This window comes from Candidatus Vicinibacter proximus (genome assembly GCA_016713905.1).
GTDB classification, from domain to species: domain Bacteria; phylum Bacteroidota; class Bacteroidia; order Chitinophagales; family Saprospiraceae; genus Vicinibacter; species Vicinibacter proximus.
Genome location: JADJOE010000003.1, coordinates 1,216,889 through 1,241,864, shown reverse-complemented (window position 1 = coordinate 1,241,864; position 24,976 = coordinate 1,216,889). Strand labels below are relative to the sequence as shown.

At 37.2% G+C, this 24,976-nt stretch carries 19 protein-coding genes and 5 tRNA genes; 23 read left to right on the top strand and 1 reads right to left on the bottom strand.

Annotation, left to right across the window (positions count from 1 at the left end; genetic code table 11):
- Window positions 1-51: 51 nt before the first annotated feature.
- The 21 genes from IPJ83_13490 (at window position 52) to rpoC (ending at window position 21,056) form a co-directional block, all read left to right on the top strand.
- Entirely contained in the window at window positions 52-3,192 is a 3,141-nt protein-coding gene (locus tag IPJ83_13490) for a SusC/RagA family TonB-linked outer membrane protein (GenBank protein MBK7881558.1), read from the top strand.
- Window positions 3,193-3,203: 11 nt separating this feature from the next.
- Window positions 3,204-4,667 (top strand): SusD/RagB family nutrient-binding outer membrane lipoprotein, encoded by a 1,464-nt coding sequence (locus tag IPJ83_13485; protein MBK7881557.1) that lies wholly within the window; start codon window positions 3,204-3,206, stop codon window positions 4,665-4,667.
- 23 nt (window positions 4,668-4,690) lie between these two features.
- Window positions 4,691-5,335: a DUF5011 domain-containing protein gene (locus tag IPJ83_13480; protein ID MBK7881556.1), complete on the top strand. Its 645-nt coding sequence runs from the start codon at window positions 4,691-4,693 to the stop codon at window positions 5,333-5,335.
- A gap of 11 nt (window positions 5,336-5,346) precedes the next feature.
- Window positions 5,347-5,994 carry a hypothetical protein gene (locus tag IPJ83_13475; GenBank protein ID MBK7881555.1) on the top strand — a complete coding sequence of 216 codons (648 nt, stop codon included), beginning with the start codon at window positions 5,347-5,349 and terminating at the stop codon, window positions 5,992-5,994.
- Window positions 5,995-6,235: 241 nt separating this feature from the next.
- On the top strand, window positions 6,236-6,430 hold the full coding sequence (locus IPJ83_13470; protein MBK7881554.1) for a 30S ribosomal protein S21: 195 nt from the start codon (window positions 6,236-6,238) through the stop codon (window positions 6,428-6,430).
- Window positions 6,431-6,490: 60 nt separating this feature from the next.
- The gene (locus tag IPJ83_13465; GenBank protein ID MBK7881553.1) at window positions 6,491-7,384 is read left to right on the top strand and encodes a tyrosine-type recombinase/integrase; all 894 of its coding nucleotides are present in this window, start codon (window positions 6,491-6,493) and stop codon (window positions 7,382-7,384) included.
- A 42-nt stretch (window positions 7,385-7,426) separates the two neighbouring features.
- On the top strand, window positions 7,427-7,732 hold the full coding sequence (raiA, locus tag IPJ83_13460; protein ID MBK7881552.1) for a ribosome-associated translation inhibitor RaiA: 306 nt from the start codon (window positions 7,427-7,429) through the stop codon (window positions 7,730-7,732).
- A 94-nt stretch (window positions 7,733-7,826) separates the two neighbouring features.
- Window positions 7,827-7,899 (top strand) — tRNA-Thr (locus tag IPJ83_13455).
- A gap of 21 nt (window positions 7,900-7,920) precedes the next feature.
- A tRNA-Tyr gene (locus IPJ83_13450) sits at window positions 7,921-8,003 on the top strand.
- Between the two features lie 245 nt (window positions 8,004-8,248).
- Window positions 8,249-8,321, top strand: a tRNA-Gly gene (locus tag IPJ83_13445).
- A 68-nt stretch (window positions 8,322-8,389) separates the two neighbouring features.
- Window positions 8,390-8,461, top strand: a tRNA-Thr gene (locus IPJ83_13440).
- Window positions 8,462-8,517: 56 nt separating this feature from the next.
- Window positions 8,518-9,714 carry an elongation factor Tu gene (gene tuf / locus IPJ83_13435; GenBank protein ID MBK7881551.1) on the top strand — a complete coding sequence of 399 codons (1,197 nt, stop codon included), beginning with the start codon at window positions 8,518-8,520 and terminating at the stop codon, window positions 9,712-9,714.
- A 50-nt stretch (window positions 9,715-9,764) separates the two neighbouring features.
- Window positions 9,765-9,837 (top strand) — tRNA-Trp (locus tag IPJ83_13430).
- Between the two features lie 13 nt (window positions 9,838-9,850).
- Complete coding sequence (gene secE / locus IPJ83_13425) at window positions 9,851-10,039, top strand: preprotein translocase subunit SecE (protein ID MBK7881550.1); 189 nt, start codon at window positions 9,851-9,853, stop codon at window positions 10,037-10,039.
- A 17-nt stretch (window positions 10,040-10,056) separates the two neighbouring features.
- Window positions 10,057-10,605 carry a transcription termination/antitermination factor NusG gene (nusG, locus tag IPJ83_13420; protein MBK7881549.1) on the top strand — a complete coding sequence of 183 codons (549 nt, stop codon included), beginning with the start codon at window positions 10,057-10,059 and terminating at the stop codon, window positions 10,603-10,605.
- Window positions 10,606-10,616: 11 nt separating this feature from the next.
- A complete protein-coding gene (gene rplK / locus IPJ83_13415; GenBank protein MBK7881548.1) occupies window positions 10,617-11,060 on the top strand; it encodes a 50S ribosomal protein L11 in 444 nt (147 codons plus the stop codon).
- 60 nt (window positions 11,061-11,120) lie between these two features.
- A complete protein-coding gene (locus IPJ83_13410) occupies window positions 11,121-11,813 on the top strand; it encodes a 50S ribosomal protein L1 (protein MBK7881547.1) in 693 nt (230 codons plus the stop codon).
- A 17-nt stretch (window positions 11,814-11,830) separates the two neighbouring features.
- The gene (locus tag IPJ83_13405) at window positions 11,831-12,367 is read left to right on the top strand and encodes a 50S ribosomal protein L10 (protein ID MBK7881546.1); all 537 of its coding nucleotides are present in this window, start codon (window positions 11,831-11,833) and stop codon (window positions 12,365-12,367) included.
- Between the two features lie 62 nt (window positions 12,368-12,429).
- A complete protein-coding gene (gene rplL, locus IPJ83_13400; GenBank protein MBK7881545.1) occupies window positions 12,430-12,810 on the top strand; it encodes a 50S ribosomal protein L7/L12 in 381 nt (126 codons plus the stop codon).
- 144 nt (window positions 12,811-12,954) lie between these two features.
- Window positions 12,955-16,773, top strand: coding sequence for a DNA-directed RNA polymerase subunit beta (gene rpoB, locus IPJ83_13395; protein MBK7881544.1), 3,819 nt, complete (start codon window positions 12,955-12,957; stop codon window positions 16,771-16,773).
- A 20-nt stretch (window positions 16,774-16,793) separates the two neighbouring features.
- Window positions 16,794-21,056, top strand: a complete 4,263-nt coding sequence (gene rpoC, locus IPJ83_13390; protein ID MBK7881543.1) for a DNA-directed RNA polymerase subunit beta' — start codon at window positions 16,794-16,796, stop codon at window positions 21,054-21,056.
- A 446-nt stretch (window positions 21,057-21,502) separates the two neighbouring features.
- Here rpoC and IPJ83_13385 read toward each other — a convergent pair whose 3' ends face one another.
- Window positions 21,503-22,897, bottom strand: coding sequence for an N-acetylmuramoyl-L-alanine amidase (locus tag IPJ83_13385; GenBank protein ID MBK7881542.1), 1,395 nt, complete (start codon window positions 22,895-22,897; stop codon window positions 21,503-21,505).
- A gap of 199 nt (window positions 22,898-23,096) precedes the next feature.
- Here IPJ83_13385 and IPJ83_13380 point away from each other — a divergent pair, with 199 nt between their 5' ends.
- A complete protein-coding gene (locus IPJ83_13380) occupies window positions 23,097-23,747 on the top strand; it encodes a heme exporter protein CcmB (GenBank protein ID MBK7881541.1) in 651 nt (216 codons plus the stop codon).
- 3 nt (window positions 23,748-23,750) lie between these two features.
- The gene (gene ccsA / locus IPJ83_13375) at window positions 23,751-24,812 is read left to right on the top strand and encodes a cytochrome c biogenesis protein CcsA (GenBank protein ID MBK7881540.1); all 1,062 of its coding nucleotides are present in this window, start codon (window positions 23,751-23,753) and stop codon (window positions 24,810-24,812) included.
- Window positions 24,813-24,976 lie beyond the last annotated feature (164 nt).

The following is a 24,976-nucleotide window of genomic DNA, read 5'->3' as shown; positions in this document are numbered from 1 at the left end:
TAAAATCTACTTAACATGAAGAAACTTTTGTTCATGTCAGTATTTTTCCTGATGTCCATGAGTATTGTGTCAGCACAACGCTTGGTGAAAGGAACAGTTACTGACAAAGAAGGTGTTGCCGTTATTGGAGCAAATGTTGTGGCTAAAGGCACCAACATTGGTACGATAACAAACGAAAACGGGGCTTATGCCTTAAGTGTTCCTGAAGGTGTTACAACTTTGGTATTTACCTATACCGGGTATGTTTCTCAGGAAATTGCCTTGGGGGCAAGCAATATGGTTGATGTCTCTTTAGCTGAAGGGGTGCTACTTAACGAGACAATAGTAACCGCTTTGGGGATTTCAAGGGAGAAAAAAACCTTGGGATATGCTGCTTCAGAGGTAGATAATTCTGTTTTAGGTCAAACAAGGAATGCTAATGTGTTGGACGCTTTATCCTCGAGGGTCCCTGGTTTGTCAATTCAAACAAATTCTGGTTCTCCTGGGGCTTCATCTTCTATAAATATCCGAGGATTTGCATCAGTTACAGGTAGAACAGAACCATTGTTTGTAATTGATGGAGTCCCGGTTAACAATAGAACAATAAATGGTATTACTAATTTAAATAATCCTAATGATGATTTTAATCGTTCTGCAGATTATGGTAACCAGTTCTCTGATTTAAATGTTGCGGATGTAGAAACTGCAACTGTTTTGCGTGGTAGTGCCGCGACAGCTTTATACGGTAGCAGGGGAGCTGCTGGGGTGATCCTGATTACTACAAAATCGGGAAAAAGGACTAAGGATAAATTAGGCGTTGAATACACTGGAAATATTGGAGTCTCCCAAGTTCTAAGAGTTCCACATTTACAGAATTCTTATGGGCAAGGATGGAGCGGTTTGTTCGCTTATGAAGAAAATGGTTCCTGGGGACCTCGGGCTGACGGAGTTGACAGATTGTGGGGAAATGTTGTGGATAACTCACAATTGCTAAAACCTTTTAAAGTTTTGGATGACAACTTAAAAGATTTCTTTGAATTAGGTCGCGAAACCTCCCATTCAATTGGAATCAGTGGTTCTAATGGAAATTCACATTTCAGACTTGGCTATACTTATTTGAACAATGATGGAGTGGTACCATTGGATGGCGATAAATTGGTAAGGAATTCACTTTCATTTAATGGAGGAACCTCATTTGGCAAGCTTACTGTCAATACAGGGGTTATATTTAGTGTTAAAGATTTAGATGCTGTGGCTACTGGTCAAGGTGACGACGCTGGAGCAGGAAAGGTAATCTGGCAAGAAATTATTCAGGTGCCTAGAGATCATTCCATTGTTGATTACGCAGATTACAAGAACAAATTCTACAATGTGGATAACTTCCATACCCTTTATGCACAGAATCCTTATTTCATACTTAATGAAACTGGTAACAATTACAATGAGAATAAAACCATTGGAAATATTGGCCTAGAATATGAATTGGTGAAAGGATTGAAAGCAAAATGGAATGTTGGAGGTGATTTTGCCAACGGTTCAATTTTTGAATATGGAAACGTATCTAAAATTACTGCAGGTGCACCTAATGATCCGGCAAATGATGTTGTTGGAAAAGTAGCGGAAGCTACAATCACTAATAGACAAATAAATTCTGACTTTACATTGGCTTATAAGTTGGATTTGTCAGAAGACTTTGATTTGGATTTATTGGTTGGTCAAAATGCAAATGAAACCACTTTTAAGAGTTTTTCAACGGAAATTACAAATCTATCTATTCCTGGATACTACAATTTATCCAATACAACAACGCAGCCGGTTACCGCAACCGCTCGTACAAAAAGAAGATTGGTTGGTGTTTTCGGAATGGCAACTTTAGGTTTTAGAGATTGGTTGTACCTTGGTTTACAGGGAAGAAATGACTGGTCCAGTACACTTCCAAAAGATAACAACTCATTCTTTTATCCTGGTGTAACGGTAAGTGCAGTTCTATCAGATGCATTCGACGTTTCAAACTATTTCGACTTTCTTAAATTAAGGGCTGGATATGCTTTTACCGGCAATGATGCTCAACCTTACCGAATTAATAGTGTATATGGGGCCGCACAAGCTAGAGCAGGAGGCTTTGGGTTTATTAATTTCCCAATTGGAGGATTTAATTCATTTGAAATAGGGGACAGAATCGGAAATAAGAGTTTAAAACCAGAATTAACTTCTGAATTGGAATTTGGTGTGGAAGCTCAAATGTTCAAAAGAAGAATTGGATTGGATCTCTCAGTTTATGACAAGAGAACAAAGGATCAAATTATTGAAATCGATGTAGATCCTACAAGTGGTTATAGATCACAGGTAATCAATCTTGGAGAAATCAAAAATGCAGGGTTCGAAGCAATGGTGGATTTAGTACCTATAAGAACTTCAAATTTTGAGTGGGGTGTTAATTTCAATTACAGCAGAAACAGGAATGAAGTTTTGTCATTAGGTGATTCTGAAGGAACTTCCATCTTGTTAAATGATGCATACAATGTTGAATTGAGAGCCGAAGTTGGAAAACCGGTTGGAACAATTTATACACCTGATGTTCAAAGAACTGCAGATGGTAAGATTGTAGTGAATCCAGCTACTGGTCTTCCACTTCAATCCGCTGCTAAAGTATTAAGAGGTTCAATTAACCCAGACTTTTCAACAGGTTTTGGAACTTATCTGAAATTCAAGAATTGGACATTGAATGCCAATGCAGATTACAGAAAAGGTGGATTGTTTTATTCATACACTGCAAGGTTGAATTATTTCGTTGGTAATGCCTGGAATACCCAATACAATGACAGACAACCTTGGATTGTTCCAAATTCTGTTGTAGATAATGGAGATGGAACCTTTTCAGAAAACACTACGCCAATTTCTAGAGCTGACGTGTTTACTTATTATGGTGCGACACCATCTTATGAATATAACCATATTTTGGATAAAACATTCTTCAAACTAAGAAACGTATCATTAACCTATGCACTACCATCTGGATGGTTTAAAGGTTCAATAAATAATGTTTCAGTGACTGCCTGGGGTAGAAACTTATTGTTATGGACACCTTCAGATAATCACTTTGTAGACCCAGAATCAAATACTTTTGGTACTTCTTTAGCAAGCCAGTTGGGAGAATTCTCTACTGGTCCATCTACAAGTAGCTATGGTATTACTTTAAATATTAAATATTAAAAGAAGACAACATGAAAAAGTTTTTAATATTATTCACTATTGTTTTATTGGCAGGCACCTCGTGTAATGAGTGGCTGGATGTCAATACTGATCCCAATAACCCCACTGAGGTTCCAGCAGATTTGGTCTTACCAAATGCTCAAATGCAAATAGCTGGTTCTATTGGTGGTGACTATGCAATTTTAGGAGGGCTTTGGTCCCAACATTGGACGCAAAGTCACATTGCTTCTCAATATAAGGATATAGATTCTTATGATTTGACAGATAAGGATTTTGAAATTGATTGGTCGGAGTTATATAGCGATGCATTGGTAGATTTAGCAGAGATAAAAACTAAGTCTTCAGCAGCTGGTGAGTGGAATTCATTCCTTCAAGCTACTTGTTTAGAAGCATACACATATCAGATTCTTGCCGATTTGTATGACAAGATACCATGCACTGAGGCTGTCCAGGGATCTGCAAATCTAACGCCGAAGTTTGATGATGGAGCAGCAGTTTACGATGAATTATTGACAAGGATTAATGCTGCATTAGCTAAGGATTTCAATGCGGCAACTGTAGTAAAAGTTACTTCAGATCTTATCTTTGGAAATCAAGACAAAGCCGCACAAATTGATAGCTGGAAAAGGTTTGCAAATACTTTAAAATTGAAGATGCTTTTAAGACAGACTGAAAGTGCCCGTGCAGCAGATGCTACTCAAAAAATTTCTGCTATGCTAAGTTCAGGAGCTACCTTTCTCAATGGTCATGCAGCAATTTCTATTTTTATAGATGAGGCAAACAGGTCAAATCCACTGTATGAAAATAACGTTCGTCAGTTGAACGTAGCTACTAACATCAGGGCTTCTTATACCTTGATGTCTTTTTTGCAAGCTAATAATGATCCAAGGTTGGATGCTTATTTTGTTCCCGGGAGTACGGGACATTTTGCCTTGGCCCAGGGTGATTTTAACGAATTGACATCAGTAACACCAGGAGCCAGACCTTCTTCCGCTAAGTTTTCTGCAACAACTCCATTCTATTTTTTCTCAGCTGATGAAGTTGATTTTATGTTAGCAGAAGCCTCGCTTAGAACAGGAGCAAGTGCTGAAAATCATTATTATAATGGGATAAAAGATGCCTTTGCCAAGTTTGGTTTGACAGCACCTCAAAATTTATTGGATAATGCTTATAAGTTTCCAACATCTGGAACAACTGCTGAAAAATTGGAGGCAATAATTACACAAAAATGGCTTGGATCCATTAATCAAGGGTATGAGAGTTTCTTTGATCAAAACAGAACCGGATATCCTAGGATTTCAAATGTGCCTGCAAGCGATCCTTCTTATGTGCCTGGTAGATACACGTATTCAATAGAAGGAGTAACAAGTGGCAAGTTTCCTAAACGGTTAATCTTTCCTGATTTATCAAGGAGAGTAAACCCTAATACACCAGCTTTTGTAGCAATAACTGAAAAAGTTTGGTGGGCAAAATAATTCACAATAAAAAAGATTCAAAAATGAAAAATTATTCAGCAAGCATAATATTAGTATTAGCGCTGTTTTTTGTGTCCCTCTCTTCTTGTGAGTTGGAGGATACAACGGCAAATGTTTCGAGAATTACCTACTATCCAACCATTACTCTTAAAGGAGCGCAATGGAATACAGTAGATCAAGGAGGTACCTTCAAAGATGAGGGAGTAATCGCTAAAGAAGGTGATTCTGAAATTCAAGTTAAAGTTGGAGGTGATGTTGTGGATACACAAAAACCTGGTGTTTACACGATTACCTACACTGCATTAAATAAAGATGGATTTTCTGCAACTGAATATAGATATGTTGGCGTAATAGCCCCTAATGTAAAAGGGACAGATATGTCAGGGACCTATAAAAGAAATGCAGGAGCACAAGGCATTAGTACGGTGACAAAAATTTCAGACAACTTTTACAAATCAGATAACGTAGGAGGGGTTGCTAGTCCAGGTCCTGCTACTACTGTTTATTTTTACCATTACGAAGGAGATAAGCTTGGTGTTCCAGAACAATTGGTTGCAGGTGCGACATTCTCTTGCATTAATTCTACGGTGCAACTCGGAACCAGCTATAAGTGGGTCGTTATAAACTCAGGGTATGGTACCGCATTAAGGACATTTATTAAACAATAAAAGTAATGACGATGAAAAATATCAAAATAGTTTTTTGTAGCCTCTTTGTTGTGGCATTTCTCAGTTCCTGTGATTTAACTGACAATCCTGCAATAGAAGGTTCTAATACCGAGGCAATGGCTGGAGAGTGGTATCTACAGTTAATGGATGCTGTGGATAGTACGCTTTATGTGGATTATAGCCTGGCCACCACTTCAAACACTGCAGCTAATGTTGCAGATAAAATGTGGTTTAACGATGGCGCTCATATTTTTGATTACCAATGCTTAATTAATACCAATCAAGCTGCACTAACTTTTAGTGCAACAGCAGCAGATAACTTAAATTTTAGTTCAACCCACAACCCACCTGCCGCTAAACCAGTTGTGGCATTGGGAACAACTAAATCAGTTTTATCTGCTACTCCGGAAAAGATGACCATTGAAGGTGGATCTATTTCAAAAAATAGCTTTACACCACCTTCTAAGACAAAAACAGATTTTTTGCAATGCAGAATAACTGGGTTGTACAAATCTTTCAATTATGTTGCAGATTCATACACCATTAATGGTGTCGACACTTCAGTAGTTTGGAAACTTTCAGGAACTTCAGAAAGTGCGGATGGCCCTTATATCATGGCAGGGTATAAGAGAACAGGGTTCTTGGAGGATGAACATTGATAAAATTAATTTTTAGAAATTTCTTTGAAGGGCTGGAATATTTTCCAGCCCTTTTTTATTCAGCTGATTAGATTCTTTTTTATCTTTTAATATTAAGCTAGGCATATATTTTTGTGAAGATCAAAAAAATTAAGCTTTTATAAGTCTAGTTTTTAAGTATGTTTAATAATGAATAATTTTAAATCTAAATGTGTAAATAAATAAAAGCGATTATCTTTGCACCCTAAATTTAGCATAATTTATGTTGGTAATTGATGTAAGAGATTCAGAATCAATTGATAGGGCTCTAAAAAAGTACAAGAAGAAATTCGAACAAACTGGTACTTTAAAAGAACTCAGAAGACGCAAGCATTTCACTAAACCTTCTGTTGAGAGAAGATCTGAAGTACTTAAAGCACAATTTAGAGGTCTTTATATAGCAAAGAACGAATTATAGTTTTCTTTAATATATTTTAGATTATTATTCACTAACTTAGCCAAAATTTTGGTTAAGACTATGATTGGTGAATTTATTAATTATCTAAAATGTGAAAAGAGATTCTCCACACATACCATTCTAGCATACAAGTCCGACTTAGATCAATTTTATAGATTTATTAAGAAAGATTTCAATTTAGAGGTCTTTGAAGAGGTTAATCATTTTCAGATTCGATCTTGGTTGGTTAATCTGAATGCCCAAGAACTTGACCCGAGTTCCGTTGTCCGTAAAATTTCCTGCCTTAAAACATTTTTTAAATTTCTAAAAAGGAAGGGTGTTGTGTTGCAAAACCCTATGAGAAAGATAGTCAGTCCTAAATTAAAGAGACGACTTCCTACCGTATTAAAGTCTACTGAATTAAACTTTTTGCAAAATTTTAAGGAGAAAGGGAACAACGGTGCAATCAATATTCGAAATTTCTTAATTGTTCGGTTGTTTTACGAGACCGGCATCAGAAGGACAGAGTTGATGAATTTAAGGCTTTCTGACATAGACCTGTCACAGCAGCAGATTAAAGTATTGGGAAAAGGACAAAAAGAAAGAATTATCCCTTTCGGAAAAGAACTAAAGAAAGATATTCTGCGTTATTTACCTAAAAGGTCAGAATTGGTGGGGGATAGACATGATTTCCTTTTTAGCACGAAGAGTGGGGATAAGGCTTACCCTAAATTAATCTATAATATCGTTGGTGCGGAACTTTCATCACACACTTCAACAAAAAAGAAGAGTCCACACGTTTTGAGACATAGTTTTGCTACTCACTTGGCAGAAAGTGGTGCAGATATTTATGCTATAAAGGAACTTTTAGGTCATACAAGTCTTAATGCAACCCAAATATACACACATAATACCGTGGCAAAAATTAAAGAGGCCTATTCCAGATGTCACCCTAAAGCACTAAAAATCAAATAGATAATTATGTTCTCATTAAATTATAACTAAAAAATTTAATTTATGCAAGTAAGAATTCAGTCCATCCATTTTGATGCAGATCAGAAACTTTTACAGATTATTGAATCGAAATTGCAAACTTTTGATCAATATCTTACCAAGTTGGAAGCAGAGGCCAAAGTAATCCTTAAAATGGAGAAGGTTGGACAGGTAAGTGATAAGATTGTTGAAATAATTGTTAATCTTCCAGGCCATCCTTTGGTGGTGAAAGCTAAAGATAAAAGCTTTGAGAAGGCCTTCTATATGGTGCTACACAGCCTTAAAAGGCAATTACTAAGATTTAAAGAAAAGCTTCAGAAAAAACACTAAGATCAAAAAAAATATATTGGCAAATTAAAATAAGTTTTATCTTTGCAACTCATTTTAAGAAGGGGTAGAAAAGTGTGCCCTTGTTTTAGTATTTGCCAGTGTAGCTCAGTTGGTAGAGCAGCTGACTTGTAATCAGCTGGTCGGGGGTTCGAGTCCGTCCACTGGCTCTGATCTAATTTATTTACTGAGGGGGTGCGCCGGAGTTGGAGAGCCGGGCCAGACTGTAAATCTGGTGTCTATGACTGAATGGGTTCGAGTCCAATCACCCCCACACAAATTTTTTTGTGTGGGTACCAAAGTAGGTAAGTTAATTGGACGTTCGGTTTGCAACAGCGAATACTTAAAGATGAGGTTTTGAACAGTAGTTTTATAATAAATGTCACGGAGATGATCTTCATTTTCATTTCTGCGACTTTAAACTTCTATGTTTAAATTATAAAATAAAGGCTGGGTTAAGGAATTAGCCCATAGTTATGGTAAAAGTCAATTCGAGGGAATTGGGTTAATATATTTTAGGCGGGAGTAGCTCAGTTGGTAGAGCATTAGCCTTCCAAGCTAAGGGTCGCGGGTTCGAGTCTCGTCTCCCGCTCATAAAAACCTCTAAAAGTAGAGGGTAAATTAAAGAGATCCTCCTTATTAAGGGGTTCTTTACACTTAGCCAATGTAGCTCAGGGGTAGAGCACTTCCATGGTAAGGAAGGGGTCAAGGGTTCAATTCCCTTCATTGGCTCAAACAAGTATTTTTTATTATTCAATAACTGTAACAATCTTTTAAAATAGTATCCAATGGCAAAGGAAAGTTTTAATCGGTCCAAACCCCATGTTAACATAGGCACGATAGGCCACGTTGACCACGGTAAAACCACATTAACATCTGCAATCACTTCAGTTCTTTCAGAACAGGGGTTGGCTCAGAAAAAAGACTATGATTCAATCGATAACGCTCCTGAAGAAAAAGAAAGGGGTATTACGATTAACACTGCTCACGTAGAGTATGAAACAAAAAACAGGCATTACGCACACGTAGATTGTCCGGGTCACGCTGACTATGTTAAAAACATGGTAACAGGTGCCGCGCAAATGGACGGCGCCATCCTTGTGGTAGCTGCAACGGACGGTCCAATGCCTCAAACAAGAGAACATATCCTTCTTGCGCGTCAGGTAGGTGTTCCTGCAATTGTTGTGTTCATGAACAAGGTAGACCTTGTTGATGATCCTGAGATGTTGGAACTTGTCGAAATGGAAGTGCGTGAATTGCTAGATAAATATCAATTCAATGGAGATACAGCTGCAGTGATAAAAGGATCTGCTCTGAAAGCTCTTGAAGGAGATGCTACAGGTAAACAAGCTATCTATGATTTGATGGAGGCTGTAGATACCCAAATTCCAGAACCAGTGCGTTTGATTGACAAACCTTTCCTAATGCCTGTAGAGGATGTATTCTCCATCACGGGCCGAGGTACTGTTGCAACTGGTAGAATTGAAAGGGGTATAATTAAGGTTGGAGAATCTGTTGAGATTGTCGGAATGATGAAACCTGAAGATAAGCCTCTCACATCAACAGTGACCGGAGTGGAAATGTTCCGTAAGTTGCTTGACCGTGGTGAAGCTGGAGACAATGCAGGACTTCTCTTAAGAGGAGTGGAAAAAGACGATATCAAAAGAGGTATGGTTATCTGCGCTCCGGGGTCAGTTAAGCCGCATTTAAAATTCAAATGTGAAGTTTACGTTTTGTCGAAGGATGAAGGTGGAAGACACACTCCATTTTTTAAAGGATATCGTCCACAATTCTATTTCCGTACAACAGATGTGACAGGAGAGTGTCAACTTCCTGAGGGAGTAGAAATGGTGATGCCTGGAGATAATGTTTCTTTGGAAGTTACGCTATTGAGCCCAATCGCAATGGAGAAAGGTCTTCGTTTTGCGATTAGGGAAGGTGGCCGTACGGTTGGAGCCGGACAGGTAACTGAAATTATTGCATAAAAAAACTTGTTTTGTAATTCCGCAATCGGTTGTAACCGATTGCGGGATTTACGGGCATAGCTCAACTGGCAGAGCGACGGTCTCCAAAACCGTAGGCTGAGGGTTCAAGTCCTTCTGCCCGTGCAAATGAATATAGATGGATAAGCTTTTATTATATTTAAGGGAAAGTTATAATGAGTTGCTGGATAAAGTGACTTGGCCTACTTGGCCTAATCTTTTAGACAGCGCTAGGGTGGTAATCATTGCCTCTTCCATAATTGCTGTAGTAATACTTATTATGGACTTGGTTTTTAATGGTTTATTAGGATTCGTTTATAATGCTTAAAAATTAATCACTCTGTAATGGCTGACGACAAAAGGTGGTACTCGCTTAGAGTGATTAGCGGAAAAGAAAAGAGAATCCGGGAGAGGCTGATAGCAGACATTCTTAGATCGGGTTGGAGTGAAATTGTCACACAGGTGATAGTTCCTTCAGAGAAAGTCTATAAAATCAGGAACAGCAAGAAAGTAATCATGGAAAGGAATATCCTTCCAGGTTATTTGTTGGTGGAAGCAGTCCCTTCAAAATTTAGTGGAGAGATTATTCAACACATTGCAAATCTTCCAGATATTATTCATTTTTTGGGTAAGAATAATCCGATACCAATGACATCCGTTGAAGCCAACAGAATGTTGGGTAAGGTAGATGAGTCACAGGAGGCAGGAGAGACAATGATTGAGCCTTTCATTGTCGGAGAAACTGTCAAAATTATAGATGGACCATTTAATGATTTCATTGGAGATGTGAAAGACGTTAATGAAGAAAAAAAGAAATTGAAAGTAATTGTAAAAATATTTGGACGAGGCACTGAAGTTGAATTAAACTTCATGCAAGTTGAAAAAAATAATTAAAGAAAAGTCGTATGGCTAAGGAAATTGAAACTTTTATTAAACTTCAGGTAAAAGGCGGTCAGGCTAACCCGGCACCACCTGTAGGTCCGGCTTTAGGTTCCAAGGGGGTAAATATAATGGAGTTTTGTAAGCGGTTTAACGCAAAAACACAAGACACTCCAGGTAAGTTACTTCCCGTAGTTATCACAGTTTTTAAAGATAAGTCTTTTGATTTTGTGGTTAAGACACCACCTGCAGCTATTCAATTACTTGAGCTTTCAAAGGTAGCTAAAGGTTCACCTGAACCCAATAGAAAAAAAGTAGGTTCTGTGAGCTGGAGTCAGGTTGAAGAAATTGCAAAAATTAAAATGCCGGATTTGAATGCTTTCACTTTGGAATCTGCCATGAAAATGGTTGCAGGTTCAGCAAGAAGTATGGGGCTTACAGTATCTGGAACCCCACCTTGGGAAAGTTAAAATTTTTTTTTTATATCGAGGGAGTAAGTTAATCTTACGTTGACCTCACAAATTTATTATATGGCAAAAGTTTCTAAGAAAAGGCAAAAATCAAATGCCTTAGTTGATGTTGCCAAATTCTACAACCTTGAGGAGGCTTGTGGTTTGGTAAAAGAAGTTAACACTACAAAATTTGATTCATCGGTAGACCTTCATGTAAGGCTTGGTGTTGACCCTCGTAAACCTGATCAGGCGATAAGAGGCACTGTAACTTTACCAAATGGTACGGGTAAGACAAAAAGAGTTCTTGTACTTTGTACTCCCGATAAAGAAGCAGAAGCTACTGCAGCTGGGGCTGATTTTGTAGGTCTAGATGAATATTTACAAAAAATTGAAGGTGGTTGGACAGATATCGACGTTATTATCGCGATGCCAACTGTAATGGCTAAATTGGGAAAAATTGGTCGTATTTTGGGACCAAGAGGACTCATGCCAAACCCCAAGACTGGTACAGTTACCATGGATATTGCAAATGCCGTTAATGAAGTGAAAGGTGGTAAAATTGCATTTCGGGTGGATAAATTTGGAATCATTCACGCATCTGTAGGCAGGGTTTCTTTTTCTCCTATTAAGTTAAAAGAAAATGCTGAAGAATTACTTCAGGCTATTAATAAAATGAAGCCTTCTTCATCCAAGGGTGCATATTTTAAATCAATTTCCATGGCCTCTTCCATGAGTCCAGGACTGAAGATTGATCCAAAAGTAGTTCGTTAATTTTAAAAATTACAACAATGACTCGCGAAGAAAAAACATTGGCAATAGAACAATTGAAAGATAAATTTTCCCAGGCTCAATTCTTTTATATAACGGACTCTTCTACTTTAACAGTAGAACAGGTCAATAATTTTAGGAGATTGTGTTTTGACAAAGGGATCGAGATGCAGGTTGTAAAAAACAAGCTTGCAAAAAAAGCACTTCAAGGTATTGAAAAGAATGGAGAATATTCTGAAATATATTCCTCCCTTGAAGGCCCAAGTGCAATTCTTTTTACAGAAAATGCAAAAGAACCAGCACACCTTCTTGAAGCTTTCAGAAAGACTCATGAAAGACCTTTACTAAAAGCAGCCTATATTGACACAGATGTATTTACAGGGGATGATCAGATTAAGGTTTTAGTAAAACTGAAATCTAAAGAAGATTTGATTGGTGAGGTATTGATGTTGTTACAATCACCGGCTACAAGAGTTATAGGTGCTTTAAAGTCCGGTGGATCAACTATTGCAGGTTTGGTAAAAACATTGCAGGAAAGGTCTGAAGGAAATTCATAAAATTGGCTTCCAAGCTTTGCGCTATAAATATTATTTAACTAACAAAGAAAATTTTTTTTATCATGGTTGATGTAAATGCTTTAGCTGAACAACTGGTGAACCTAACCATTAAAGAGGTTAATGAGCTTGCTTCAGTTCTTAAAGATCAATATGGAATTGAGCCTGCTGCTGCAGCTGTTGCTGTTGCTGCTGCTCCTGCTGCCGCTGAAGGAGGCGCTGCTGCTGCTGAACAAACTGAATTTGACGTAATACTTAAATCCGGAGGAGCGAACAAACTTAATGTTATTAAGGAGGTTAAAAACATCCTTAATTTAGGTTTGAAAGAAGCTAAGGATTTAGTTGACGGAGCTCCATCTGTGTTAAAGCAAGGAGTTTCAAAAGAAGAAGCTAATTCCTTGAAAGATACTTTGACAGCTGCCGGGGCAGAAATTGAAGTAAAATAATTCTATCCCAGTCGAAGTATGCCTTTTAGGAAAAAGGAATACAACTGATCTGGCTTAGGTCATATTATCAATATGACCTAAGCCTTTTAGTGTTTTAGATAATTTTGATTTTTTTAATGGGTATCTACCCAAATAATTAAATAGATGGCTGTAAGCGTTGTTAACAAGAACTCAAGATCGAGACACAGTTTTTCCAAAGCTTCACTAAGCACTTTTTATCCTGATTTTTTGGAAATTCAATTGAAATCATTTAAAGAATTTTTTCAATTGGAAACCACTCCTGACAAGAGAACCAATGAAGGATTGTTTAAGGTTTTTAAGGAAAACTTTCCAATTTCAGATGCCAGGAGCATTTTTATGCTTGAATTTTTGGATTATTATGTGGATCCTCCCCGTTATGACATTGATGAATGTGTCCAAAGAGGTTTGACTTATAGTGTTCCCTTAAAAGCTCGTCTCAGACTTTCGTGTAATGATGAAGAGCACGTTGATTTCAAGACAATTGAGCAAGATGTGTTTCTAGGAAACATACCATATATGACCCCAAAAGGCACATTTGTTATTAATGGTGCAGAAAGGGTTGTAGTTTCCCAATTACACCGTTCACCGGGTGTGTTTTTTAGTCAGTCTTATCACCCTAATGGTACAAAAATTTTCTCCGCAAGAGTAATTCCTTTCAAAGGAGCTTGGATGGAGTTTGCTACAGACATCAACATGGTGATGTATGCATATATTGACAGAAAGAAAAAGTTTCCGGTAACCACTCTTTTGAGGGCTATTGGATTTGATACAGATAAAGATATTTTGAATTTGTTCAATCTTGCAGAGGAGATTAAAGCTTCTGCAAAAGAACTCAAAAAAGCAATTGGCAGAAAGCTGGCAGCAAGGGTTCTGAGAAGATGGACTGAGGATTTTGTAGATGAGGATACTGGTGAGTTGGTAACTTTAGAGAGAAATGAAATTATTCTGGAAAGGGACACCATACTTGATGAAGATAATATCAAACAAGTTCAAGAAGCGAATGTAGATACCATTATCCTTCAAAAAGAAGATATTGAGGAGGATTATTCAATCATTTACAATACGCTACAAAAAGACCCTTCCAGTTCTGAATTAGAAGCTGTTACTCATATATATAGACAACTAAGAGGATCAGATCCTCCTGATGAGGAAACTGCGAGAGGAATTATCGACAAATTATTCTTTTCAGATAAAAGATATAATCTTGGAGAGGTAGGTCGCTATAAGATAAATAATCGTCTCAAATTAAATACCTCTGATGCTGTTCTGGTTCTAACTAAAGAAGATATTATTTCCATCGTAAAATATCTTGTTTCCCTTATAAATCAAAAAGCAGAACTGGATGATATAGATCACCTTTCCAATAGAAGGGTACGATCCGTAGGGGAGCAATTGTTTGCGCAATTTGGGGTTGGATTGGCCAGAATGGCCAGAACTATTCGTGAAAGAATGAATGTTCGCGACAATGAAGTGTTTACGCCTATTGATTTGATCAATGCAAGAACTCTTTCTTCTGTGATTAATTCATTTTTTGGTACCAGCCAACTTTCACAATTTTTGGATCAAACAAATCCTTTGTCTGAGATTACCCATAAGAGGAGAATATCTGCACTAGGCCCCGGGGGACTTTCAAGGGAAAGGGCAGGTTTCGAAGTCAGGGACGTACACTATTCACATTATGGGCGATTGTGTACGATTGAGACGCCTGAAGGACCTAATATTGGGCTAATTTCAACACTTTGCGTACACGCAAGAATTAACCCAATGGGCTTTTTAGAAACCCCTTACTGGAAAGTTGAAAATGGAAAAGTTAACCTGAATCATGGGATAAAGTTTCTATCGGCAGAAGAAGAGGATTATGCAAAAATTGCACAAGCCAATGTGCCAGTTAATAAAAAAGGAGAATTTCAGATTGACCGAATGAAAGGTCGCGAACATGGTGAGTTTCCAATATTTGAACCTGGAGATCTTAATTACATGGACGTTGCACCAAATCAAATTGTGGGAGTTTCCGCATCTTTGATCCCTTTTCTTGAAAATGATGATGCAAATAGAGCATTGATGGGATCCAACATGCAACGTCAAGCAGTTCCTTTGATTAAACCTCAGGCACCAATAGTTGGGACCGGATTGGAAGGAAAAGTGGCACTTGATTCCAGGATGTTGATAAACGCAGAAGGAGATGGTACTGTTGAATTTGTTGATGCAAATAAGATTGTCATTAGATATGATCATTCAGCAGATGAACAATTAGTTTCCTTTGAAGACAGTGTTAAAGAGTATCCATTAACAAAGTTTGCTAGAACTAACCAGGCTACTTGCATTAACCTAAAACCAATTGTAATGAAAGGGGATCGGGTAACTGCTGGTACGATCCTTAGTGAAGGATATGCAACAGAGTCAGGAGAATTAGCATTGGGAACAAATCTTCAAGTAGCATTTATGCCATGGAAAGGTTACAATTTTGAAGATGCTATTGTTATTTCAGAGCGAGTTATTCAAGAAGATGTTTTTACTTCCATACATATTGAAAGCTTTGAATTAGAAGTTCGAGATACCAAATTAGGAGAAGAGGAGCTGACCAACGATATTCCAAATGTCAGTGAGGAAGCCACCAAAGATTTAGATGAAAATGGTATTATCCGAATTGGTGCTAACGTTGAAGAAGGAGATATACTTATAGGTAAAATTACACCAAAAGGAGAGACAGATCCAACGCCAGAAGAGAAATTACTTCGTGCTATTTTTGGGGATAAAGCTGGAGATGTTAAGGATGCATCTTTGAAGGTTCCACCTTCAATCGAAGGAGTTGTAATTGACAAACAACTTTATGCCAGAGCTAAGAAGGATAAATTTCAAAAAGTTCAGGAAAAAGATTTGTTGCAGCGACTTGAAGATAAACACAATGTTATCCTTAATGAATTGAGGATTATTTTGGTAGACAAATTGCTCAAAATAGTAAAAGATCAAGTTTCTGCAGGTGTTAAAAGTATTTACGGTGAGGAAGTAATTTCTAAAGGAACAAAGTATACAAACACTTCATTGAAGAAGATTGACTTTAATAAAGTTGATTATGCCAATTGGACTAAAGATGAAGATAAGAATAAAATGATCGCAACCTTACTTCACAATTTCAATATTAAAGTTAGTGAGGAGATAGGTAGATTTAAACGTGAGAAATTTAACATCAGCATTGGGGACGAGTTACCTTCTGGAGTATTAAAATTGGCAAAGGTCTATATTGCCAAGAAGAGGAAACTAAAGGTAGGGGATAAATTAGCCGGTCGACATGGTAACAAAGGAATTGTTTCAAAGATTGTAAGGGTGGAAGATATGCCATTTCTAGAAGATGGCACGCCAGTGGATATTGTTTTGAATCCTTTGGGTGTACCATCTAGGATGAATCTAGGCCAGATTTTTGAAACTGTTTTGGGTTGGGCAGGTAAGAAATTAGGGATGCATTTTGCAACCCCTATATTTGACGGTGCCACAATTCATGACATTGATGACTATATCAAAAAAGCAGACCTCCCAGCCTTTGGTCAATCCTATCTGATCGATGGAGAAACAGGTGATAGATTTCATCAACAGGCAACGGTTGGTGTAATTTATATGCTGAAGCTTTCCCATATGGTGGATGATAAAATGCACGCAAGGTCTATTGGACCATACTCATTGATCACACAGCAACCTCTTGGTGGTAAAGCTCAATTTGGAGGTCAAAGATTTGGAGAAATGGAGGTTTGGGCTCTTGAAGCTTTTGGAGCCTCTAATATTTTGCGGGAATTACTAACATTAAAGTCTGACGATATTATTGGTAGGGCAAAGACATATGAAGCAATTGTCAAGGGTGAAAACCTTCCTGAACCTAACATTCCTGAATCATTTAATGTGTTGATTCATGAATTAAGAGGTCTTGTACTTGATGTAAAATTTGAATAATAAATTAAAACCGGGATACGATGTCGTTTAAGAATAAAACTTTCAAACAAGATCAGGATTTTGAAAAAATCACCGTGAGTTTGTCTTCTCCGGATGAAATTCTCGAAAGATCCTATGGTGAGATTTTAAAGCCAGAGACTATTAATTATCGTTCTTATAAACCAGAAAGAGATGGGTTATTTTGCGAACGAATTTTTGGTCCGGTTAAAGATTATGAGTGTTACTGTGGGAAGTACAAAAGAATTAGATATAAAGGGATAGTTTGTGACCGCTGTGGGGTTGAAGTTACTGAGAAAAAGGTAAGAAGAGAAAGGATGGGGCACATTAAACTTGTTGTACCTGTTGTTCATATTTGGTTTTTCAAGTCCCTTCCTAATAAAATTGGTTACTTACTTGGACTATCTTCGAAGAAACTTGAGTCCGTCATTTATTACGAAAGGTTTGTCGTCGTTCAACCAGGTTTGGCTGCCCAGCATGGAAGGAATCTATTGGATCTCATAACTGAGGAAGAGTATTTTGAAACTTTGGAAAGCCTTCCAAAAGAGAACCAAATGTTGGATGATAAAGATCCAAACAAGTTTGTAGCAAAAATGGGCGCTGAAGCCATTTTTGACTTATTACAAAGGATAAACTTGGACGATCTTTCCTTTGAATTAAGACATCAGGCTTCTAATGAATCATCTCAACAAAGAAAATCCGAGGCACTCAAGAGATTGAGGGTGGTTGAAGCTTTCAGAGAGGGCTTAAACAATAAGAATCATAGGCCGGACTACATGATCATACAATACCTTCCAGTGATTCCACCAGAATTAAGACCTTTGGTGCCTTTGGATGGTGGACGTTTCGCTAGTTCGGATTTAAATGATTTGTACCGTCGGGTAATCATTAGAAATAACCGTCTAAAAAGATTGTTAGAAATTAAGGCGCCTGAAGTTATCCTCAGGAATGAGAAAAGAATGTTACAAGAGGCGGTAGATTCCTTATTTGATAATTCCAGAAAATCTAATGCGGTAAAAGCTGAAGGTGGTCGGGCGTTAAAATCACTGAGTGATATTCTAAAGGGAAAGCAAGGGCGTTTTAGACAGAACCTACTCGGAAAACGGGTAGATTATAGTGGTCGTTCAGTAATTGTAGTTGGACCTACTTTAAAGTTACACGAATGTGGTCTACCTAAAGGGATGGCAGCTGAATTATTCAAGCCTTTTATTATTAGAAAATTAATTGAAAGAGGAGTTGTTAAAACAGTTAAATCAGCCAAAAAATTGGTAGACCGAAAGGATCCAATTATTTGGGATATTCTTGAAAATATTTTAAAAGGTCATCCAGTATTGTTGAACCGTGCCCCAACACTTCACCGACTTTCAATACAGGCTTTCCAACCAACTCTTGTAGAAGGTAAAGCAATTCAATTACACCCATTGGTATGTGGTGCATTTAACGCGGACTTCGATGGTGACCAAATGGCAGTTCACGTACCTTTAAGTAACGCTTCAATTCTTGAGGCTCAGTTACTTATGCTTGCTCCTCACAATATGTTAAATCCACAGGACGGTTCTCCTGTAACCTTGCCTTCTCAAGACATGGTCTTGGGGCTATATTATCTGACTAAAGAAAGAGTAACTGAAAAAACAATTAAAGAGCCGGTATTTTACAGTTCTGAAGAGGTAATTATTTCATTTAATGAAGGTAAAATTTCATTACATGATCCAATAAAGGTAAAGGCAAGAGCTGAGGATGATAATGGCGAAATGGTACAAAAAATTGTAAAGACCACGGTAGGAAGGGTGATCTTTAATGAAGCTGTACCACTGAGTGTTCCTTTTGTTAATGAATTGATGACTAAAAAACATCTGAAACAATACATTGGGGAAATTATCCAGCGAACAAATTTTGCTGTTACAGCCAAATTCCTGGATGATATCAAGGATATGGGCTTCTTTTGGGCTTTTAAAGCAGGACTTTCATTCAATCTTGGGGATTTAATAACGCCATCCATTAAAGCCAAAACCCTTGTTGATGCTCAAAAGGAAGTTGATGAAGTGTGGGATAGCTACAATATGGGTTTAATCACAAATAATGAGCGTTACAATCAAATTATTGACCGATGGACCTATGCGGATAATAGAATTACCGACAATTTGATGAAGGAATTAGCCTTACATAAGGGAGGGTTTAATTCAGTATACATGATGTTGCATTCCGGTGCTAGAGGATCCAAACAACAGATTAAGCAGCTTTGTGGGTTGAGAGGACTAATGGCAAAGCCTAGAAAATCAGGAGATACAGGAGGTGCAATCATTGAAAATCCGATTCTTTCCAATTTTCAGGATGGACTTTCAGTTCTTGAGTATTTTATATCCACCCACGGTGCGCGTAAGGGTCTAGCAGATACAGCATTAAAGACAGCGGATGCCGGGTATCTTACCAGGAGGTTGGTGGATGTAGCTCAGGATGTCGTTATTACAGATGAAGATTGTAATACGCTTAGAGGTATTGATACTTCAGCTTTGATTGACAATGACAAGGTTATAGAGAATTTATCCTCTAGAATTCAAGGTAGATTTACCTTGAATAATGTCCATCATCCGGTTACAGATGAAGTTATCATTGCTGCAGGAGAATATATTGATGAGAAAACTGCTAATTATATAGAGAAATCTGGTGTAGAATACGTAATGATTCGTTCTGTGCTTACTTGTGAGGCTCGGAAGGGAGTTTGCACCAAATGTTATGGCAAGAATATGGCTACCGGTAGAATTACGGAGACCGGAGATGCTGTTGGTATAATTGCAGCCCAAAGTATTGGAGAGCCGGGAACACAGTTAACCCTTAGGACGTTCCACGTGGGTGGGGTTGCAGCGGTTTCAAAAGCCGAATCAGAAGTTACAGCCAAGTTTGATGGAATTATTGAATTTGATGGTGTAAAATTTGCCGAATCGCATGAAGGTGGTGTTAAATCTCATGTTGTGCTGTCTCGTTCGGGTGAAATAAAAGTGCTAGATCCAGATAATAGGAAATTACTTACCAGCGCACATGTACCTTATGGAGCTACTTTGTTAATCAAGGATGGCCAGAAGGTTACTAAAGGAGAAATCTTGTGTAACTGGGATCCTTTTAATGCATTGATAGTGTCAGAGTTTTCGGGAATTGTAAAATTTGACTCGATAGAGGAGGGCGTAACTTTCAGAATGGAAAGGGATGATCAAACCGGATATTCCGAAAAAATTATAATTGAATCCAAGAATAAGAAAAAGATTCCTGCAATTTTTATTGTGAGTCCTAGTGGAGAAGAACTAAAAAGTTATTCTTTGCCTGTGGGAGCATATATTTCCATAGAGGATAATGAAGAAATCTCAGCAGGTCAAAAAATTGGAAAAATTCCAAGAAACGTAAGTAAAGTATCAGATATTACAGGAGGTCTTCCAAGGGTTACAGAATTATTTGAAGCTCGAAATCCTTCAAATCCAGCTGTTGTATCAGAAATTGATGGTATCGTTATTTATGGAAAAATCAAAAGAGGAAATAGAGAGATTTTCGTAGAAGATGAAAGGACAGGACAAAGAAGAAAATATTTGATAGGATTATCCAAACATATTCTCGTGCAAGAAGGTGATTTTATCAGAGCCGGTCTACCACTTTCGGACGGAACTATTGCGCCTCGTGATATCCTCCAAATCAAAGGTCTCTTCGCAGTACAATCTTATTTGGTGAATGGTGTCCAGGAAGTTTATCGTTCTCAGGGGATAAACATCAATGATAAACATATTGAGGTAATCGTAAGGCAAATGATGCGTTGGGTTCAAATAGAAGATCCAGGTGATACTACTTTACTTGAAGGAGAACCAGTTGATAAGTGGACATTTATTGCAGAGAATGATAATATTTTTGACAAAAAAGTGATCACCGAAGCAGGAGATTCAGTTAAACTTAAACGAGGTCAATTGGTATCCATCAGACAGTTGAGAGAAGAAAATTCATTTCTAAAAAGGAACGACAAGAAAATTTGTGAATTTAGAGATGCAGTTTCGGCCACATCCAGCTCCCTGCTTTTGGGTATAACAAGGGCATCCCTTGGAACAAGTAGCTGGATCTCAGCGGCATCTTTCCAAGAAACCACAAAAGTATTAAGTTCAGCAGCAATAGCTGCCAAGTCTGATGACTTATCAGGCTTGAAAGAGAATGTGATCATTGGAAAGAAAATACCTGCTGGTACTGGTCAAAAGATTTACAAAGATCTTTTGGTTAATACAGGTTTTAGGAGAAAGCATTCTTCTGAATTGTAAGAAATTTTATTTAAAAAATTGGAAAAGGGGCAATGCATACATTGTCCCTTTTTTATTTCAATCCATTTTATTTCTTAGAATTTCTATTTCAAGTCAAAATAACTTCAATTACCGAGTATACCGCATTGGTGCATGCCTACCAACTTGATACTGTTAGGAAGGTATAATGCACTTAATGAACTTCCGTCTTTTACTTTGGATGGTAGTTAAAGACTTACCTATTCGGGAGCGTTTGTCTTTATTGGACTTTAGCCATTCTACATAAATTCTCACTGAATCAAAAGTGTAGGAGTCTTTTATCTTTAGGGAAAGTGTTGTTAATGAAATATATTGTCACTACTGTATTCAAAAAATGCAATTACTTATAGGCATTGCCGTCAGTTTGATGTGTTTCTGGTTTTCCCAATTTGTACATTAAAACAAAGCTCTTTTATGCAAGGATGGCTTTAATCTAAAAAGCCTTGTAAGAGCCAGTCAGCAAGTACCTGACGATTTTTGGGAGAAAGGATTCTTTCCTGATCTTTAGGGTTTCGAATATTTGCCAGCTCAATAAATATGGGATCAGGCTGTGAAGCTCGTATAACATAAAGTGGCCTTGTAGAAATGCTTCCATTGTAATCTCTCCCTTGAACTTCCTGGTATTTTTCGGTAAACACTTTTTGAAGATCTTTTGCTTTTCTTTTGCTTTTCTTGCTGTCTGCTTGATAATAAAAGAATACATCCTGTCTGTTTTCTTCAGGCTGTGAATCGATGTGTATTGAAACCATCCATTGTTTTTTAAATCCTTCTAATTTATGTTCAAGGTAAAGTTGATTTACTTTGACCATCCCTTGTCTTAATCTTTTCTTTTGACTGGTGGGCATTTCAAGACCTCCCATCACTTTTTCATCCTCATCACAATCTAAGTATCTATCGTCCCGGATGCCATCATTTTTATCCTGTACAATTATATGTACAGTCGCACCCCGAATAATTAGATTTCGTGCAAGTCTGAGGCTAACATCATAAGCATATTCATCTTCACAGATTGTATGGCTGTTGGGTAACTTAGCCAAAGCTCCGGGGTCAGGGCCACCATGCCCAGGAACTATATAAAATATTTGGTCTTTTAGTTCATCTGATTCAATGGGAACCTCACTTTTTTCTTTGCCAAATAAGGAAACTTTAACCATTTTATTGGACACTTGTCGCGTAAATGGTTTGTCGTTCTCAGAGGTGATTTTTAGAGTTCTACGATTATTTTGGATTTTCCCCATCTCATCCTCAAAATTTTTCTCATCTAATTTAGTGTCTGCAACCAGAATCCTTTTGTTCTTGAGCTGTGGAGTGGAATTAAGCGCTTGAATGGGTTCAAGTGATGATGACTTTAATTTTGCCGCATAACTTTTATCTACGGATGATTGTACTTTTTTTTGACCAACTTCCTGAGCTTCGCAACCATTATAAAATATTGGAACCAATAATTCTCCTGTTGATTTGTAGTCAGTAGACCTTAGCTTGGCTTTAACCAATTCCTGGTTGAATTTTTGGATGGCTTTTGCTGATTCATAATCCACTATTTCAAGGCTTGTTCTAATGCTTTTTCCATCGTATTGAGTTTTAATTACAGGTAGTTTGTAAGTCCTACCTTTGGTTAACTCTGAGGCAGGTGATAGCTTATTGATTTCATAAAACATATCCAGGTTGCATTTTTGGTCCAATAGATTATAGGTTCTAAGTAAACTATAAACACCTTGACCTTTTGCGGCCTTGACTGTTAAGTATTCTTTTTTCTTGTTTTGTGCATTAACGATAAAACTAAGACTAAGAAGGGTTGCAACTATAAACAGCCTATGAAACATACGAAGTATTTATCACAAATATATGATTATTATATAATATGTAATACTCTATTATATAGCTACATATAAATTAATTATTTTAATAATGTATTATTTTGAATTTCAATGATTTATACGACTGAATTTAATATTTATTCTTGAGGACAATAGGGTTTCCATTTACCTTAACTGGTCAGATTTAGATTACTTTTGCATTCAAATGAAATCTTTCATAAGTTTGGTGCGGAAGGAGTTGGTTTACGAATGGAGATCTCTTTATCAATTAGGTGGGGTGATTGCTTTCCTTTTTGGGGTCAGTTATTTGATTTATTTTTTTTCTGGAGGAGGTAGTCCCGAATTATGGAATTTATTGTACTGGCTTGTTTTTATGTTTTTATGTTTTTTTACAGGATCAAGGGTGTTTGAAGATGACACCCAGAGGTTTAAGATAATTAGCTATCAACTACTACATCCATTCAAGCTTTTTGCTGCCAAATCTGCCTACCTGTTTATTCTATTAAATGTTCTTGGTATTTTGTTGTGGGGTGTATTAAGTATTCTTATTCCGCTGGTGAAATCAGAATTGAGGGGTTGGATGATTTTGTTGCTATTCTTCAACACAGGGATGGCATTGATTTTGACTTTTTCCTCGTTTTTAGCAAGCCAGGGACAAGGAAAGACATTGTTGCTTACTGTGTTGGTGCTACCATTAAGCTTTCCATTATTGGGGACAGCTTATGAAACAGGATTAAAAATTCTAAACGGTTATGAGTTTGAGAGTTTTTTTTCCGGTTTAAGAATCATTGTTGGGATTAATTTGTTTGTACTAGCTATGATTGTTTTTTTGGTCCCTTTAACTTGGAAAAACTAATTTATGTTTTATAAAATTCATTGGTGGAAATATTTAGGGGTATTGCTGATGGTTTATGTTCTTATAGTTGGTTTATTAACCCCATTAAAACCTGGGATTTTTGATGTTAAGCCAAACAGATTTAAGACCTACCAGAAAGTAAACATCAATGTGAAGGGTTACAATACTAATTATACAAAGGGTAATGTAAGCACTTATCTTAAAACAGGTAATTCATTTTTACTCAAAGCGGAGGAGGTTGCGATAATCAATGATACGGAGTTAGATGCTGTTTTTAACTTGCCACAACATTTACCTGGTAAACTCAATTTAGTACAATGTTCCTTTATAGTTGATTCGGATTTTGATGGAACAAGTGTACTTCCATCAAAGATCGTTTTAAGTCAGGATTCCATTAATGAGATTGAAGGAGACTTATCCTGGACAATTTCCAAGAGTCCTGGGTTTCATGTTATCCACACATACAGATTTCCTTACAGAAATATTCTTTATGAGACCATCCGAAACACATTTTTTCATGTTTCCTTGTGGTTCGCTATGTTTTCCATGTTAATGGTCTCGGTATATTATGCTATACGTTATTTAAAGACCCAAAACAGAGATTTTGATTTACGGTCCTCCGCTTTGGTGAAAACTGCCATGTTATTTGGAGTTTTAGGTTTAGCTACAGGTTCACTGTGGGCTAGAAATACATGGGATACCTGGTGGACTAACGATATTAAATTGAACATGTCAGCATTATCTATGCTTATTTATTTTGCTTATTTGATTTTACGGTCCAGCATTGAAGACCCAGATAGAAGGGCTCGGATTTCCGGGGCATATAACATTTTTGCTTTGGTAGCCGTAGTTCCCTTGATTTTTGTGCTGCCCAGGCTTACCGACAGTTTGCATCCTGGGAATGGAGGAAATCCAGCCTTTGGCTCTGATGACATGGATAATGCTTTAAGACTGGTATTTTATCCAGCAGTTGTTGGATTTAGCATTTTAGGCTTTTGGATTGCACAATTGCAATATAGATTGGAACGTGTTAAAACTGCTTTAGATGATCATGAAGATAAATAATTTCCAAATATTTCTTTATTTAGAATTTTAAACTCAATTTCGCGTTTAGTTTATGAAAAAAATTAGAATCTTCCTTACACAGTTATTTTTTTGTTTTTTTCTGATTTCAGGACATGCACAAAGTCAGGATTTTATGAGAAGTACAGGAAAAATCAATGTGGTAT

What these genes read in the sequence shown, in the direction of transcription:
- IPJ83_13490 (MBK7881558.1), top strand. Translation starts at nt 52, where the DNA reads ATGTCCATGAGTATTGTGTCAGCACAACGCTTGGTGAAAGGAACAGTT.
- IPJ83_13485 (MBK7881557.1), top strand. Translation starts at nt 3,204, where the DNA reads ATGAAAAAGTTTTTAATATTATTCACTATTGTTTTATTGGCAGGCACC.
- IPJ83_13480 (MBK7881556.1), top strand. Translation starts at nt 4,691, where the DNA reads ATGAAAAATTATTCAGCAAGCATAATATTAGTATTAGCGCTGTTTTTT.
- IPJ83_13475 (MBK7881555.1), top strand. Translation starts at nt 5,347, where the DNA reads ATGAAAAATATCAAAATAGTTTTTTGTAGCCTCTTTGTTGTGGCATTT.
- IPJ83_13470 (MBK7881554.1), top strand. Translation starts at nt 6,236, where the DNA reads ATGTTGGTAATTGATGTAAGAGATTCAGAATCAATTGATAGGGCTCTA.
- IPJ83_13465 (MBK7881553.1), top strand. Translation starts at nt 6,491, where the DNA reads ATGATTGGTGAATTTATTAATTATCTAAAATGTGAAAAGAGATTCTCC.
- raiA (MBK7881552.1), top strand. Translation starts at nt 7,427, where the DNA reads ATGCAAGTAAGAATTCAGTCCATCCATTTTGATGCAGATCAGAAACTT.
- tuf (MBK7881551.1), top strand. Translation starts at nt 8,518, where the DNA reads ATGGCAAAGGAAAGTTTTAATCGGTCCAAACCCCATGTTAACATAGGC.
- secE (MBK7881550.1), top strand. Translation starts at nt 9,851, where the DNA reads ATGGATAAGCTTTTATTATATTTAAGGGAAAGTTATAATGAGTTGCTG.
- nusG (MBK7881549.1), top strand. Translation starts at nt 10,057, where the DNA reads ATGGCTGACGACAAAAGGTGGTACTCGCTTAGAGTGATTAGCGGAAAA.
- rplK (MBK7881548.1), top strand. Translation starts at nt 10,617, where the DNA reads ATGGCTAAGGAAATTGAAACTTTTATTAAACTTCAGGTAAAAGGCGGT.
- IPJ83_13410 (MBK7881547.1), top strand. Translation starts at nt 11,121, where the DNA reads ATGGCAAAAGTTTCTAAGAAAAGGCAAAAATCAAATGCCTTAGTTGAT.
- IPJ83_13405 (MBK7881546.1), top strand. Translation starts at nt 11,831, where the DNA reads ATGACTCGCGAAGAAAAAACATTGGCAATAGAACAATTGAAAGATAAA.
- rplL (MBK7881545.1), top strand. Translation starts at nt 12,430, where the DNA reads ATGGTTGATGTAAATGCTTTAGCTGAACAACTGGTGAACCTAACCATT.
- rpoB (MBK7881544.1), top strand. Translation starts at nt 12,955, where the DNA reads ATGGCTGTAAGCGTTGTTAACAAGAACTCAAGATCGAGACACAGTTTT.
- rpoC (MBK7881543.1), top strand. Translation starts at nt 16,794, where the DNA reads ATGTCGTTTAAGAATAAAACTTTCAAACAAGATCAGGATTTTGAAAAA.
- IPJ83_13385 (MBK7881542.1), bottom strand. Translation starts at nt 22,897, where the DNA reads ATGTTTCATAGGCTGTTTATAGTTGCAACCCTTCTTAGTCTTAGTTTT.
- IPJ83_13380 (MBK7881541.1), top strand. Translation starts at nt 23,097, where the DNA reads ATGAAATCTTTCATAAGTTTGGTGCGGAAGGAGTTGGTTTACGAATGG.
- ccsA (MBK7881540.1), top strand. Translation starts at nt 23,751, where the DNA reads ATGTTTTATAAAATTCATTGGTGGAAATATTTAGGGGTATTGCTGATG.